Annotated in this window: 13 protein-coding genes; 6 read left to right on the top strand and 7 right to left on the bottom strand. The window is 70.9% G+C overall.

The features are described 5' to 3' along the window. Positions 1-612: 612 nt before the first annotated feature. The 3 genes from FV242_RS02630 to FV242_RS02620 are packed head-to-tail and all read left to right on the top strand — an operon-like array spanning position 613 to position 1,873. On the top strand, positions 613-1,026 hold the full coding sequence (locus FV242_RS02630) for a glyoxalase/bleomycin resistance/extradiol dioxygenase family protein (protein WP_147937852.1): 414 nt from the start codon (positions 613-615) through the stop codon (positions 1,024-1,026). A 32-nt stretch (positions 1,027-1,058) separates the two neighbouring features. Beyond that, a complete protein-coding gene (locus FV242_RS02625; protein ID WP_147937851.1) occupies positions 1,059-1,352 on the top strand; it encodes an SRPBCC domain-containing protein in 294 nt (97 codons plus the stop codon). Between the two features lie 41 nt (positions 1,353-1,393). After that, positions 1,394-1,873 (top strand): VOC family protein, encoded by a 480-nt coding sequence (locus FV242_RS02620; protein ID WP_147937850.1) that lies wholly within the window; start codon positions 1,394-1,396, stop codon positions 1,871-1,873. A 10-nt stretch (positions 1,874-1,883) separates the two neighbouring features. Here the strand turns inward: FV242_RS02620 and FV242_RS02615 are convergent, their stop codons facing one another. The 4 genes from FV242_RS02615 to FV242_RS02600 all read right to left on the bottom strand — a co-directional run bounded on the left by FV242_RS02615 (position 1,884) and on the right by FV242_RS02600 (position 6,162). Next, entirely contained in the window at positions 1,884-2,162 is a 279-nt protein-coding gene (locus tag FV242_RS02615; protein ID WP_147937849.1) for a hypothetical protein, read from the bottom strand. Next, positions 2,159-4,456, bottom strand: coding sequence for an FdhF/YdeP family oxidoreductase (locus FV242_RS02610; protein WP_147937848.1), 2,298 nt, complete (start codon positions 4,454-4,456; stop codon positions 2,159-2,161). Before FV242_RS02610 ends, FV242_RS02615 begins: the two co-directional genes overlap by 4 nt. Positions 4,457-4,738: 282 nt before the next feature. Continuing rightward, entirely contained in the window at positions 4,739-5,815 is a 1,077-nt protein-coding gene (locus FV242_RS02605) for a quinone-dependent dihydroorotate dehydrogenase (protein ID WP_147937847.1), read from the bottom strand. Continuing rightward, a complete protein-coding gene (locus FV242_RS02600) occupies positions 5,812-6,162 on the bottom strand; it encodes a DUF952 domain-containing protein (RefSeq protein WP_147937846.1) in 351 nt (116 codons plus the stop codon). The genes FV242_RS02605 and FV242_RS02600 overlap by 4 nt, the downstream gene beginning before the upstream one ends. A gap of 618 nt (positions 6,163-6,780) precedes the next feature. On the opposite strand from FV242_RS02600, the gene FV242_RS02595 reads away from it, so the two are divergent. The 3 genes from FV242_RS02595 (at position 6,781) to FV242_RS02585 (ending at position 9,718) form a co-directional block, all read left to right on the top strand. Next, complete coding sequence (locus FV242_RS02595) at positions 6,781-7,413, top strand: helix-turn-helix transcriptional regulator (RefSeq protein ID WP_147856975.1); 633 nt, start codon at positions 6,781-6,783, stop codon at positions 7,411-7,413. 108 nt (positions 7,414-7,521) lie between these two features. After that, the gene (locus tag FV242_RS02590) at positions 7,522-8,616 is read left to right on the top strand and encodes a nitrogen regulation protein NR(II) (protein WP_147937845.1); all 1,095 of its coding nucleotides are present in this window, start codon (positions 7,522-7,524) and stop codon (positions 8,614-8,616) included. Positions 8,617-8,740: 124 nt separating this feature from the next. Further along, on the top strand, positions 8,741-9,718 hold the full coding sequence (locus FV242_RS02585; RefSeq protein ID WP_147937844.1) for a TIM44-like domain-containing protein: 978 nt from the start codon (positions 8,741-8,743) through the stop codon (positions 9,716-9,718). 218 nt (positions 9,719-9,936) lie between these two features. Here FV242_RS02585 and rsmA read toward each other — a convergent pair whose 3' ends face one another. From rsmA to FV242_RS02570, 3 genes are all read right to left on the bottom strand, one after another. Continuing rightward, on the bottom strand, positions 9,937-10,791 hold the full coding sequence (gene rsmA, locus FV242_RS02580) for a 16S rRNA (adenine(1518)-N(6)/adenine(1519)-N(6))-dimethyltransferase RsmA (protein ID WP_147937843.1): 855 nt from the start codon (positions 10,789-10,791) through the stop codon (positions 9,937-9,939). After that, the gene (pdxA, locus tag FV242_RS02575) at positions 10,788-11,906 is read right to left on the bottom strand and encodes a 4-hydroxythreonine-4-phosphate dehydrogenase PdxA (protein ID WP_147906640.1); all 1,119 of its coding nucleotides are present in this window, start codon (positions 11,904-11,906) and stop codon (positions 10,788-10,790) included. The genes rsmA and pdxA overlap by 4 nt, the downstream gene beginning before the upstream one ends. Before the next feature lie 507 nt (positions 11,907-12,413). Continuing rightward, on the bottom strand, positions 12,414-15,008 hold the full coding sequence (locus tag FV242_RS02570; RefSeq protein WP_147937842.1) for an LPS-assembly protein LptD: 2,595 nt from the start codon (positions 15,006-15,008) through the stop codon (positions 12,414-12,416). Position 15,009: the final 1 nt, after the last annotated feature.

Below are 15,009 nucleotides of genomic sequence, written 5' to 3'. Positions count from 1 at the left end.
GAACCGCACAGGCTCGATACGATGGCATTGGCCTATCACGCCCCGGCGTGACAGCCGAGAAGGCGGCGCGGAAGTATAGAGACGGGTCGCAGAGGACCATACGTTATCCACGGATCCGAAGTTTCCACAGACGCTTCAGCCTCCACCCTGTCATCCCGGGGCGCCGCAGGCGAGCCCGGGATCCAGAGCCGTCGACGGCGCAAGTCTTTGATCCGACGATGGTTCTGGATCACGGGCTCCGCTTCGCGGCCCCGGGATGACGAAGCTGCCTTCAAAGCGGCTTCTACAAAGACCAGGGGGCGCCGGACAGGCGGGACGGTTCGATGCCGACAGCTGCTGCAAACACCTTGCAAGGGCTGGGTCTCGTCCCTTTGGGAAGCCGGGTTCCCCTTTCCCGACCCGCTTTGCGGGCCATCCTCTTCCGCACCGGGGTGAGGGTGCGCGCCTGGGTCCGCCGGTTAATCTCATGCGGCCCGCGTTTCAAATATTCGATCCCCATTCGCGCGCCGCTCGACGGATCACACACGGGATGAGACACTATTCGACCGGCCGAATCGGACCGTGTCGAACGCATGGATCCTGGGCGCGCGGCCGCGATCGGAGGCTCACGCCATGAGCAGCGCGAATCCAGACATCCCGGCCCCGGTGAAGGGCGGGCTGGTGGCCTACCTGACCGTGGACGGCGCCTTGAGAGCGGCCGAGTTCTACGGGCGTGCCTTCGGGGCCGAAATCGTCACCGCGATGCCGGCGGACGACCAGGGCCGGACCATGCACGTGCACCTCCACGTCAACGGGTCGTCGCTGATGCTGAGCGACGCCTTCCCGGAGCATGGCCACCCGCTGCAGGCGCCGCAGGCGTTTTCCCTCATGCTGATGGTCGGGGATATCGACGCGCGCTACGCCGAGGCCGTCGCGGCGGGCGCGACCGCCTTGATGCCGCCGGCCGAGATGTTCTGGGGCGACCGCTACGGCCAGTTGCGCGATCCGTTCGGGATCATCTGGGCCATGAACCAGCGCAAGGGCTGACCGCCCCAAGACGGCCGCCAGCGAGCACGACCATGACCGATCCGAACGGGCGCGACCTCGTCCTCACGCGCAGCATCGCCGCATCCCCGGCTTCGCTCTACCGGGCCTGGACCGAGCCGGATCTCCTGAAGCGCTGGTTCGCACCCGCGCCCTTCACGGTCTCGGAGGCCGAGACCGACCTGCGCACCGGGGGCGCCACCCGGATCGTCATGCGGGTGTCCGACGGCTCGGAATTCCAGAGCGCGGGTGTCCATGAGGCCATGGGCTTCCACGAGGGCTGGGGCCGCTGCGCCGATCAGCTCGCCGAACTCGCGGCCGGTTTGTAGGCCGCGCGACGGGTCCAATCCCCCCGGACGGAGGTCTCGTCATGGCGACGGTCAGCACCTGCCTGTGGTTCGCGGACGACGCGGAGGCAGCCGCGCGCTTCTACGTGTCGCTGGTGCCCGGCTCCAGCCTCGGGCCGATCCTGCGGGCGCCCGGACCCTGGCCCGGCGGCGCGCCGGGCGCCGCGATCCTGGTGGCGTTCACCCTGGGCGGCCAGAGCTTCCAGGCGCTCAACGGCGGCGTCCCGGCGCAGTACGGCACCGCCGCGTCGATTGCGGTGTCCTGCGCGGATCAGGCGGACGTCGACCGGCTGTGGGACGCCCTCACCGCGGAGGGCGGGGCGGCGATCCAGTGCGGCTGGCTGCGCGACCGCTGGGGCGTGCCCTGGCAGATCGTCCCGGAGGCCCTGCCGCGGCTGCTCGCAGATTCCGATCCCGCGGTGGCGGCCCGGGTGTTCGCCGCCATGCAGACCATGGTGAAGCTCGACGTCGCGGCCCTGGAGGCGGCCGCCGCCACGCCTTGAACGGTGAAGCCTAGGCGGCCGCCCCGTAGCGCGTGCGCTGGGTGCGCGCATCCCGGGCGGTCACCGCGACGTGGCCCGCCTCCTCCAGCCCTGAGAGGGCGCGCAGCACCAGGGCGTGCTCCACCGCGAAGGTGCGGGCGAAGGCGCGGCTGTCGCCGGGCAGGCCGAGGGCCAGGGCCGCGAGCAGCCCGGCCTCCAACGGCATCATCCCGGGATGGGCCGCCGTCACGCGGTCGAGGGCGGCGACGAACGCCGCCTCGTCCAGGGGACGGTCCGCGGGCCCGCTCACGCGGCCGCGCGGGCCTGCAGGGTCACCAGCACCGATTTCGAGGTCGGCGTGTCGCTCTTCTCACCGAAGGTCGAGAGCGGCACCAGCACGTTCAGCTCCGGGTAGTAGCCGGCCACCGCGCCCCGGGGCATGTCGAACGGGACGAGGCGGAAATCCTCGGCCCGCCGGGTCACGCCGTCGGCGTGGAGGCCGACGATGTCGACCCGCTCGCCGATCCGGTCGCGGATCTCGGCGAGGTCGTCCGGGTGGGCGAACAGCACCTTCCGTTCGCCGTAGACGCCGCGATAGCGGTCATCGAGGCCGTAGATCGTGGTGTTGTACTGGTCGTGGCTGCGGAAGGTCTGGAGAACGTAGGTGTCCGCGGATTTCCGGGCGACCTGATGCTCGGTCTCGGCCGGCAGGGCGTCGGCGGAGAAGTTGGCCCGGCCCGTGGCGGTCTCGAACACCCGCTCGGCGGCGAGGTTGCGCAGCATGAAGCCGCGCGGCTTGCGCACCCGTGTATTGTACTCCGCAAAGCCCGGGATCGTCGCGGCGATCGCCTCGCGGATCCGGTCGTAATCGACCGCCAGTCCGGCCCAGTCGATCGCGGCCGAACCGACGGTGGCCTGGGCCATGCCGGCGATGATCGCGATCTCGGAGCGCAGCTCCTTCGAGGCCGGCTTGTTGATGCCGCCCGAGCCGTGGACCATGCTCATCGAATCCTCGACGGTCACGATCTGGGTCTTGCCGGCCGCGTTCCGGTCGATCTCGGTGCGGCCCATGCAGGGCAGCAGGTAGCCGATGGCGCCCGGCACAAGGTGGGCGTGGTTGAGCTTGGTCGCGATGTGGACGGTGAGGCGGCAGGCGGCGAGCGCCTGCGCCACCACGGGCGTGTCCGGCGTCGCGCGCAGGAAGTTTCCGCCGAGCCCGATGAAGGCCTTCGACGTGCCGTCGCGCATCGCCCGGATCGCCGCCAGGACGTTGTGGCCGTGCCGGCGGGGCATGGCGAGGCCGAAATGCCGCTCCAGCGATTCGAGGAAGGCCACCGGCGGGCGCTCGTTGATGCCGACCGTGCGGTCACCCTGGACGTTGGAATGGCCGCGCACCGGGCACAGGCCGGCCCCGGGCCGGCCGATATGGCCGCGCAGGAACAACAGGTTGGCGATCTCCCGCACGGTCGCCACCGAATGGCGGTGCTGGGTCACGCCCATGGCCCAGGTGGCGATCACCCGCCGCGCGCCGAGATAGACATCCGCCATGGCGGAGATGTCCTCGTAAGTCAGGCCCGACTGGTCGAGGATCGCATCCCAGGCGGTCGCCTCCACGGCGGCCCGGTAGGCGTCGAGACCCGCGGTGTGGTGCTCCAGGAAGGCCCGGTCGAGCAGCGACGGCCGCCCGGCCGCGAGGGCCTCGGCGTCGCGGGCGAACACGATCTTGGCGATGCCCCGGAAGGCCGCCATGTCGCCGCCGGAGCACGGCTGGAGGTAGTGGCTGGCGATCGGCTGGCTGGAGCCGCGCAGCATCTCGACGGTGTTCTGCGGGTCGGCGAAGCGCTCCAGCCCGCGCTCGCGCACGGGGTTCAGCACCACGACCTGGGCGCCGCGCTCGGCCGCCCGGCGCAGGTCGCCGAGCATGCGCGGATGGTTGGTGCCGGGATTCTGGCCGACGCAGAAGATCGCGTCCGCCTTCTCGAAATCCTCCAGCAGCACCGTGCCCTTGCCGATGCCGATGGCGTCGATCAGGGCGACGCCGCTGGCCTCGTGGCACATGTTCGAGCAGTCGGGAAAGTTGTTGGTCCCGTAGGAGCGGGCGAACAGCTGGTAGAGATAGGCCGCCTCGTTGGAGGCGCGGCCCGAGGTGTAGAACTCGGCCTGGTCGGGGGTGTCGAGGCCGCGCAACGTCGCGCCGATCTCGGCGAAGGCCTCGTCCCAGCTCACCGGCAGGTAGCGGTCGCTCGCCGCATCGTAGCGCATCGGGTGGGTGAGGCGGCCTTCGCCCTCCAGGGCGTAGTCGCTCCAGCCGCGCAGCTCGGTGAGCGTGTGGCGGGCGAAGAAGGCGGGCGGCGTGCGCTTGTCGGTGGCCTCCCAGGACACCGCCTTCACGCCGTTCTCGCAGAACTCGAACGACGAACCGTGCTCCGGGTCGCCCCAGGCGCAGCCCGGGCAATCGAACCCGTCGGGCTGGTTCGCCTTCAGCAGCGCACGGGCCCCCGTCAGCGGAGCACGCGAGCCGAACAAGTGCTTGCCGCAACTCTTCAGAGCACCCCAGCCGCCGGCGGCGGATGAGCGCTTGGGAGCCCCGTCAGGCTGGGCCATGAATTGTCCTGGATGTTCTCATGAAAGCGAGTTGGCTCGCCAATTCGCAACCGCGAGATAAGCGGCTTGGGATACCGCTCACAATGGCGTGCAGGCGCAGGCCCCTCATGCATGGGGCACAGACTAAGTCTCCGCTCGGCAAAGCCTTTCTAAACTGGCGGGTGCGACCGGCGGCGGTTGACCGGGTCGCCGGCAATTCGAAGCCCCGCACGCCGCCCTGGCATGCGGCGACCCGGGCGCGATGACGGAGTGCGTGTGGGACCGGCCCAGGCCGACGGCGGCTCAGGCCGCGCGGGCGAGATCCGCAGCGCCCCGGCCGACGACCTGGCTGAGCGAGGCCAGCCCGTTCGCGGCCATCCGCTGGACGAGGCCGGCCTTGATGCGATCCACCAGCCCTGGCCCGTCATAGACCAGCGCCGAATAGAGCTGGACCAAGCTCGCACCGGCCTCGATCTTGGTCCAGGCGGCCTCGGCGGAATCGACGCCGCCGACGCCGACCAGGGGAAGCGTGTCGCCGACGCGGAGGCGGGTCTGGGCCAGCATCCGGGTCGCAGGGCCGAACAGCGGCCGGCCGGAGAGCCCGCCGGTCTCCCGGGCGAGGGTCTTCTCCCGCAGGCTCTCGGGCCGGGCCACCGTGGTGTTCGAGACCACCAAAGCCTGGACCCCGCGCTTCAGCGCCGTGGCGCAGATCGCGTCGAGGGCATCCAGCGCGAGGTCGGGGGCGATCTTCAGGAGTACCGCCGCCTTGGCGCCGGCCGCGTCCCGGGCTTCGACGGTGCGGGCGAGCAGTTCGTCGAGGAAGGCCTCGCCCTGCAGGTCGCGCAGGCCCGGCGTATTGGGCGATGACACGTTGACGGTGACGAAATCGACCAGGGGCGCCAGGGTCCCGGTGCAGGCGACGTAATCGGCCAGCCGGTCGGTGGAGTCCTTGTTGGCCCCGATATTGACCCCGACGAGGCCGGGCCGGCCAGCCCGGGCCCTGAGCCGCGCCGCCACCGTCGCCAGCCCTTCGCTATTCAAGCCGTAGCGGTTGATCACCGCCCGGTCGGCCGCGAGGCGGAACGCTCGCGGCTTCGGGTTGCCGGGTTGCGGCCGCGGCACCACGCCGCCGACCTCCACGAAGCCGAAACCGAGGCCGAGCATCGCGTCCGGCACCCGGGCCCCCTTGTCGAAGCCGGCCGCGAGGCCGACCGGATTGGGGAAACGGCGCCCGAGCAGATCCACGGCGAGGCGCGGGTCGTCCGTGGCGGGCTTACCCGGGGGCAGCAGCGCGAGGGCGCGCAGGGTCAGGTCGTGGGCGCTCTCGGCATCGAGGCGAAGCAGCAGCGGGCGGACCAGCGGGAAGGCGGCGGCGATCATGCGCGCGGGAGTCCCGCCGGCAGGACATGCTGCCCATCCGGCCCGAGGGGCAGATCCTCCACCGACGCCACCGCCGTGAGAGGCAGGTCACCGTAGAGGTGCGGGAACAGAGCGCCGCCGCGCGACGGCTCGTAGACCAGGGCCGCGCCCAGGGTCTCGGCCTCCACGGCGATCAGCAGCAGGTCGGCCTGGCCGGCGAAATGGCGGTCCGCCGTCTCGGCGGTCTGCGCGGCGGTGGAGAAGTGGATGAAGCCGTCGGCCCGGTCGACGGGCGCCCCGGTGAACCGGCCCGCCGCCTCGGCCTCGCGCCAGAGCGCACGCGGACAGATCTTGTAGATGAGCGGCATCGGCATTCCCTGGAAAGCGCAGGGTCCATAGCCCATCGCTCCGGGGACCGGAACCAGGGCCGAAGGAGCGTGCGCGCCGATCAATCCCACCGGTCCTGTCGCAGGAGCCGTTTCGAGGCGGCTGCGACGGCAGACCGGAGACCAACCCCGTCATCCCGGGGCCGCGAAGCGGAGCCCGGGATCCGGAGAGACATGCCGCGCAAGGTTGAACTCTCGGCGGTTCTGGATCCCGGGCTCGCCTGCGGCGCCCCGGGATGACGGGGTGGATCCTGGATACGGCCTCGGACATGCGGAATCCGCAGCAGGCCTGTCTCCGGACGACACGCCCACCGGAGACCGCGCCATCCGCCGGCAACACACGGAAACCAGATCGATTCCAACGGCGATTGCATTCTGTAGGTTGTAGTTCTACTTTCCTACGACTAGGCTGAGCGTCACAGAACCGTGTCCGAAACGGGTCACTCGGGCCGGCTCGTGGCGGTCTTCAATATACCGCGCTCCTCGGGTGATTTCAGTCCGAATCCTCCGGGGAGACTGCCTCTGTGCCTCCGCGGCAGCCGGCAGCCGGCTGGCGAGACGGGGGTGCCGGCCCGCTCACGTTGAGCCTTCGAGCCCGACATGCTGTCTCACGAGCAGATCTGGAACGCCATCGACCGCCTGGCGGAGCGACACGGCTACTCCGCCTCCGGTCTCGCCCGCCGCGCGGGCCTCGATGCGACGAGCTTCAACCGTTCCAAGCGGATCGGCGCCGACGGGCGCAAGCGCTGGCCCTCCACGGAATCGGTCTCGAAGGTGCTGGCCGCCACCGGCGCAAGCCTCGACGAGTTCCTGCGCCTGATCGAGGCCCGGGAGATCCCGGCCCGCACCATGGTGCCGCTGATCGGCCTGACCCAGGCCGGGGCCGGACGCCTGTTCACCGATGAGGGCATGCCCACCGGCGGGGCCGGCTGGGAGGAGATCGAGTTCCCCGACCTGGGCGAGGAGCGCGCCTTCGCGCTGGAGATCCAGGGCGATTCCATGCAGCCGCTGTTCCGCGACGGGGACGTGCTGATCGTGTCGCCCACCGCCAGCGTGCGCAAGGGCGACCGTGTCGTGGTGCGCCTCCACGGTGGCGAGGTCCTCGCCAAGGAGTTGCGGCGGCGTACCGCCCGGACCGTGGAGCTGGTCTCGCTCAATCCGGAGCACGAGGACCGGGTCCTCAATATCGGCGAGGTCGCCTGGATGGCCCGGGTGATGTGGGTCCGGCAATGAGAGTCACCGCGCTCCGGGGTTGAACCCGTCCCCCTTGGCCGCGCCGCGGTTCGCCGCTATCGCGGGCCTCGCCGCGGGTTTCCCGCACCCGCTCAGCTCGGACGCAGGATGACGCAGCCCGGGACGGATCACGGCGAGGCGGGCGGCCCGCTCACGGCGCAGGCCCGCGCACTTCTCGATGCGCTGCCCACGCCCAGTCTTCTCGTCGATGCGCAGGGTCGCGTCCGGTACGCCAACCCGGCCTTCGAGCGCCTGACCGGTCATCCGGCGCAGGCGTTTGCCGAACGCGGCCTCGAGCCGATCCTGGCGAGCCGCGGGTCGGCGCCCGATCTCTCGGGCGACGCACCGCAGGAATTCCTGGCGCAGCGGTCGGACGGGACCAGCTTCTGGGCGAGCCTTACCTTGGGGCAGCTCCCCGGGAGCGATGCGACGATCGGCCAGATGCTCGACGTCACGGCACGGCGCGAGGCCGAGGGGGCGCTGGCTCTATCGCGGCAGCGCGAGGCCCTGGGCTTGCTGACCAACAGCGTCGCCCACGAATTCAACAACTTCCTGCAGATCCTGATCGGCTACATCGACGGGCTGAAGCGCCGCCTGGGCGACCGGCCCGAGCCGTTCATCCAGCGGGCGCTCGTCCGCTCGGCCGACGCCACCGAGCGGGCCGCGATCCTCACGCGCCAGCTCCTGGCCTATTCGCGCCGGATCGCCCCGGACGTGCGCGCCGTGGACCTCGATGCCATCGTTGCGGAGCTGGCGGGACGCCTCGCGCCGGACTTCCCGGCCGGGATCCGCCTCGTGGTGAACCCGACGCCGGGGCTGCCCCGGGCGATCAGCAACCCGACGCAGATCGAGTTCGCCCTGCGGCATCTGGTCGCCAATGCCTGCGAGGCCATGCCGGCGGGCGGGACGCTCACGCTCTCCACCTTCCGGGTCGATCCGAGCGACCGGGCTCTGCACCAGCCGGGGCCGGGCACCGTGGGGATCCAGGTCAGCGATACCGGGCCGGGCATGTCGCCCGAGATGCTGGCCCGGGCGCTCGCGCCGTTCCAGACCAGCCACGAGGCGGGACGGGGCGCGGGCCTCGCCATCGTGCACGGCCTGATGAAGCGCCAGAACGGCACGATCACCCTGGACAGCCAGCCCGGCGAGGGCACCCGGGTGCGCCTCGGCTTCCCGGCTGCGCCGGACCGGACGCTGCACTGACGCGACGGTCGGCGACAAACGTCATCACGACGCCGAGAGGCGCGGACTAAAACCCGCGCTGAGCCGTCACCATATAGTCGTCGGCGGTTTCCGCCACTCGGTTCTCGTCCTCAGAGGCGCGTACATGCTCACCCAATTCTCGCGTCGTCGGCGCACGGCCGCCTTCCTGGCGCTCGCTGCTGCCTTGACCGTCGCGGCGCCCGTCGCGGAAGCCCGTCCGGGCGGCGGCGGGTCCTTCGGTTCGCGCGGCTCGCGGACCTACACCGCCCCCTCCGCGACGCCCACGGCGCCGGGCGGCGGCTCGACCATGCAGCGGTCCCAGACCGCGCCGTCCCCCGGGATGTCCAATCCCGGGATGCAGGCGCCGACCGCGCCCGGTCGTCGCTTCGGCGGCGGCTTCTTTGCGGGCCTGCTCGGCGCCGGCCTGCTCGGCGCCCTGCTGGGCGGTGGCTTCTTCGGCGGCCTCGGCGGCCTCGCCTCCATGATCGGCCTGCTGTTCCAGGTCGGCCTGGTCGTGCTGGTGGTGATGCTGGCGGTGCGGTTCTTCCGCCGCCGCAGCGAGCCGGCCGGCGCCGGCGCGCCCTACGCCCGCTCGACGCTCGATGGCGGCCCCAACCAGGGCGGCCCGAATCCGGGCGGTCCGATGGGCGGCGCGGCCACCGGCGGCTCGTTCGGCGGCCAGCGTCCGGTACAGACCCGCAACGTCCAGATCGGCCCGGCCGACTACCAGGCGTTCGAGCGCCTGCTCGGCGACATCCAGGACGCCTACACCCGTGAGGATCGGGTGACGCTGGGCAACCTGGCGACGCCCGAGATGGCCGGCTACTTCGACGAGGAGCTGCGCAACAACGCGGCCCAGGGCGTGGTCAACAAGATCACGGACGTGAAGCTGCTGCAGGGCGACCTCGCGGAATCCTGGGGCGAGGACCGTACCGACTACGCCACCGTGGCGATGCGCTACGCCCTCAAGGACGTGATGGTCGACCGCGCAAGCGGCCGGGTCGTGAAGACCGAGCCCGCCCCGGAGGCCGTCGAGCTCTGGACCTTCCAGCGCCAGCCCGGCCGCGGCTGGGTGCTCTCGGCGATCCAGCAGACCCGCTGATCTGGGATTTGCCGTCCCGGCCGTTCAGGCCGGGACGCGGTTATCGAACCGGCGCCGTTTCCGCGGCGCCGGTTTTTTGTTTTTTGGGCAGATACCGGATCAAACGGCCCGGCGGCTGTAAATCCAACTCCGTCATTCCGGGGCGCCGCAGGCGAGCCCGGAAGGGCGGGGTGGTCGCTCGAGCGGCAGCGAAATGTCTGGACGCGTGGCCGGCAGCGTTACCGTCCACGCTCCGCGTCCCACAGGTTGGCCAGGGTCACGAACCCGGCCACCGGCACCTCCTCGGCCCGGGCCGTCTCCAGGATCCCGGCCGCCGCCAGCAGGGCGCCGGGCTCGGGGCTCAAGGCCTTGAGGCTCTGGCGCAGCATCTTGCGGCGCTGGCCGAACGCCGCCCGGGTCACGGCCTCCAGGGCGCCGGCCCGGCAGGGCAGGGGCTGCGCCCGGGGCAACAGCCGCACGACGCTGGACGTCACCTTCGGCGGCGGCACGAAGGCCGAGGGGCTCACGTCGAACAGGATGTCGGCCTGGGTGCGCCAGCCGCACAGCACGCCGAGACGGCCGTAATCCGCCCGGGTCTCGGGGCCGGCGACGATGCGCTCCGCGACCTCACGCTGGAACATCAAAACCGCCTGGTCCCACCAGGGCGGCCAGGCCGCGCCGTCGAGCCAGCCGGTGAGCAGCGCGGTGCCGACGTTGTAGGGCAGGTTCGCGACGATCCGGACCGGGCCGGTCCCGATCAGCGGGCGGGGATCGAACGCGAGGGCGTCGGCGTCCACGACCTCCAGCCGGCCGGGATAATGCGCCGCGATCTCGGCGAGCGCCGGCAGGGCGCGGGGATCGCGTTCGATCGCCACGACCCGGGCCGCGCCCTCGGCCAGCAGCGCGCGGGTCAGGCCGCCGGGCCCGGGGCCGACCTCGACCACGGTCACGCCGTCGAGCGGCCCCGCGGCGCGCGCGATCCGGCCGGTGAGATTGAGATCGTACAGAAAGTTCTGGCCCAGCGCCTTCCTGGGCTCCAACCCATGCCGGGCGACGACATCGCGCAGGGGCGGCAGCCCGTCTCCATCGCTCACAGCTCGTCCTCGGCGTCGAAATGCTGGGCGCCCGTGGCGCGCGGCCGCCCGGCATAGATGCTGAACGGGATGATGTCGGCGCCGCCCGGGCCGGGGCCGGTGCGGGCCGCCTCGGTGTCGGCGAGCCGCCGCGCGAGCCGCAGGGCGGCGATCAGGCTGTCGGGTCGCGCCACCCCGGTCCCGGCGATGTCGAAGGCGGTGCCGTGGTCCGGCGAGGTCCGTACGAACGGCAGCCCGAGGGTGACGTTGACGCCGTCGTCGAACGCGATGGTCTTGATCGGGATCAGCGCCTGATCGTGTGTCGGCGCGAGGGCGACGTCGTAGGTCGCCCGGGCGCGGGCGTGGAACAGGGTGTCGGCGGGCAGGGGCCCGCGGATGTCGATCCCGGCGGCCCGCAGCCGCGCCACCGCGGGTGCCAGCACGTCACGGTCCTCGTGCCCGATGGTCCCGGCCTCGCCGGCATGGGGGTTGAGCCCGGCGAGCACCAGGCGCGGCTCGGCCAAGCCGAACCGGTCGCGCAGGTCCCGGGCGACGATCCGGGCGGTCTCCTCCACCAGTTCCTGGGTAAGCAGGCCCGGCACGTCCTTGAGCGGGACGTGGATCGTCACCGGCACGACCGCGAGATCCGTACTCCAGATCATCATCACCGGACGCGGCGGCGTGCGGCCGGGGGCGACGGACAGGGCGGCCAGGAACTCGGTGTGGCCCGGATGGGCGAACCCGGCCCGGGTCAGGACGAACTTGGCGATCGGGTTGGTGACCACGGCACCGGCGCGCCCGGCCGCCACGAAAGCCACCGCGGCGGTGATCGACTCGATGACCGCGCCGGCATTGCCGGAATCCGGGACGCCGGGCTCGGCCGCCACCGTCGCGCCGCTCGGCAGCGGCACCACGGGCAGCGCCCGGGGAAACACCTCGGCAGCGGTCTCGGGATCGACCTCGGCCACCGGGACGGGCCGGTTCAGCCGGTTCGCGAGGCGCTCGATGAAGTCCGGGTCGGCCACGAGGAAGAACGGCGGCAGCGGATCCGCGCCGCCCCGTCCGAGCCAGGCGCTGAGGGCGAGTTCCGGGCCGATCCCGGCCGGGTCTCCGAGGGTGAGGGCGAGCGGCGGCATCGGGGGTCTATAGCGCCCGTGGGGCGGGGGCGCATCCTCTCGGGGCAGATCTCCGCTTCATCGCGGGAGGATGGCGGCAGACGCGTGTTTCTCTCCGCCTCAGCGGGTTACGAAATCGACCGTGCGCGAGACGCGCTTCTCTCTCCTGTCCCTTGTGGAGAGGAGGTGGAGGGCAGGGGTGGTTCCGGATGAGACGCAGCGCGGCGTCCCGGGGCCGCGCAGCGGAGCGCGGGATCCAGAGACGCCGACGTGTCGTGCTCCTGCACCGATAGCGGTTCTGGGTTCCGGGCTCGCCCGCGGCGCCCCGGAAAGACGGCGCGGGTCATCGGATCTGGGGATCACTCTGCGAGAGATAAATCGTCCACCCCGGCTAACCCGGAGCCCTTGCGGGGAGGGGACCTACGCCGTCCGCACCAACGCAAGCCAGCAACGCGTTTGTGCGGACGGCGCGTTTTCCGGTGCGGAGCCTGCCGCGACCTAGGCTCTACCCAAAAAAACCCCAGCACACTACCGCACGGTGGCGATGCCGTCCGCGGTGGTGGCGGTACCGACGTTCTGGCGCAGATCCGCTTCGCCCAGCGTCTTCAGCTCGAGGCGGAGCAGCACGGTCTGGTTGCGCTCGCGGACACCGGTCGCGGTGGCGATCGGCGAGTTGATGTAGTTGATCGAGATGGTCGTGCACTCGTCCTGGTAGCCGCCGCCGAAGCTCGCGCCGGAGAGGTAGAACCGGCCCGGGTTCTGGTAGGTGGGCACCGTGCCGATCGGGTTGGCGAGGTAGGCCGAGAGGGCATCCGTGTAGGTGTTGCGGATGTCGAGGTAGTGGGTCAGGTCCACCAGCAGCGAGCCGGAGACGAACCAGTTCGGCGTGATGTTGTAGGTGGCGCTGGCGGTCACGCCCTCGCGGTAGTGGCTGTATCCGAGCAGCGGCTGCGCCTCGTAATACGAGTAGAACGCCGAGACGGTGAGCGGCAGGAACGGCGCGAACCGCGCCGTGGCGCCGGTCTCGAGCCGGGCGACGTGGAAGTCGGACTGGTCGAACCGCGCCCGGGTGATGAACGTGATGTTCTGGTTCGGCGAGACCTGGAACCGCCCGACGAAGTCGGAGCGGCGGGTCTCCAGTCCGGAATCCAACCCGACATTGGCGATGTCGCCCCGGCGGAACGAGTTCACGCCGGCGAGCTGGATGGATTCGCCGAACATCACGTTGGTGTACCAGCCCGAGGGCGTGACCACGGAATACTGGCCGCCGAGATTGGTGCGCACGCCGCCCTCGACCCGGTCGTAGCCCGAGAACTTGTCCCATTCGAACAGGGAGGTGTCGTCGAACACCAGGCTCTGGGCGTCCTCGTTCGGCAGGCGGCCGATCCGGGTTTCGGACGGGCGTGCGATGATCTGGCCGATCGGCTCCAGGGTGTGGACGCCGAGCGCACCGAAATTGGCGACGAACGGGTAGCGGTAATCGAGCCCGACCGCCGGCATCACCCGGCCGGCGAAGCCGTCGTCGATCTTGGCGACCTGGGGGGCGAGGTCGTTCTGGTAGCCGGAGAAGCTCGGGTTGGTGAAGAACGCGTCGGTGCGCAGATACGCGAACGGCGTGAACTTCTGCCCCCAATCGTCGATGAAGCTCCGGCGCCAGGACAGTTCGGCCGAGGCGCGGGTATTGGTGCCGGCGAGCCCGTCGATGGCGCACAGGCCGCGCTGGAACACCGTGCAGGTTTGATAGAGCGGGAAGCTGACGCCGTTCACGCTCGGCGAGAACAGGTAGCTCGAGGTGCGGGGCAGACCCTGGAACTGGGTGGTCTCGCGGGTCAGGCTGGTGATGTTGGCCTGGAACCGCACTTCGCCGCCGATCTCGGCCGGGCCGTTGACGCGCTTGTCGTAGTCGATCACCGGCGCGACGATCGGCTGCTGCTTCTGCCAGTCGAAGCTCGACAGGCCCTTGAAGTAGTAGCCGCGCGCCTCGAACCACGACCGGTCGCCCTGTCCGACCAGGTAGGCCGTCGAGGTCGCCTCGCGGAAATAGTCGGTGGTGATGTTCTGGTTGCGGATTCTATAGTTGTCGAGGAACCACTTGTCGGTGACGCCGACGAGGTCCCAGCCGGTCCGCCAGCGGTCATTGATGTAGAACCGCCCCTGCGATTCCACCGAGCCGCGGAAGTCGCGCTCGCCGGCCCCCAGCGGGCTCGGGAGGAACGCCGACGGGGTCGTCTGCGAGATGCCCGACAGGCGGATGTTGTAGAAGCCGTTGTCGATCCGCTGGCGGAACTCGGCCTGGCCGAGCACGCCCTGGCGGCTCAGCAGGGTCGGGGTGATGGTCAGATCGTAGTTGGGCGCGAGGTCGACGAAGTACGGCAGCGACACACCGCGGCCGAGCGCCGTGGTCGAGATGAAGCGCGGCGTCAGGAAGCCGGTCTTGCGCTTCACGGTCGGATCCGCCGCCTCGAAATAGGGCAGGTAGGCGACCGGGATCCCGGCGATCTCCAGGGTGGAATCGTCGAAGTAGATCGTGTGAGTCTTGTTGTCGTGGATGATCTTCTTGGCGCGGATCTGCCAGAGCGGCGGCGTCTCCGGGTTGTCCTTGCACGGCTCGCAGGCGGTGTAGCTGCCGGCCTCGAAACTGGTCTGCTCGCCGTTCAGGCGCTCGGCCCTGGGCGCCGAGAACCGCGTCCGCACCGTCTCGGTCCGCCGCTCCACGGTCTGCTGGCCGCGGAACGCGTCGACGAAGCCGGTCTTGAAGTCGTCGGTCAGCTCCATGCGTGCGCCGGTCACGACGCCGCCATCGGCCTCGGTGAGGCGGACGTTGCCCTGGGCGAAGACCCGGCCGGTGCCGCGGTCGTAGCGCACGCTGTCGGCCTGGAGGGTCCGGGGACCGAAATGCAGCTCGGCGTTGCCGCGCGCGGTCACGGTGTTGTGGTCGTTGTCGTAGATCAGCTCGTTGGCCTCGACGAGCAGCTTGTCGCCCGGCAGCTTCCCGCCCGAATTGCCGAGCTTCGGCGCAGCCATCCCCTGGGCATGCGCCGAGACGCCCCCGGCCAGCGGCGCGGCGAGTGCCAGCGCGGCCAGGAGGGCCGTCTTCCGCAGGATGTGGGCAACCTTACGCAAC

The sequence above is a fragment of the Methylobacterium sp. WL64 genome (assembly GCF_008039945.1).
Classification (GTDB): domain Bacteria; phylum Pseudomonadota; class Alphaproteobacteria; order Rhizobiales; family Beijerinckiaceae; genus Methylobacterium.
Note: the sequence above shows the minus strand (reverse complement) of the source record. Positions and strands in the feature narration are given on the sequence as shown.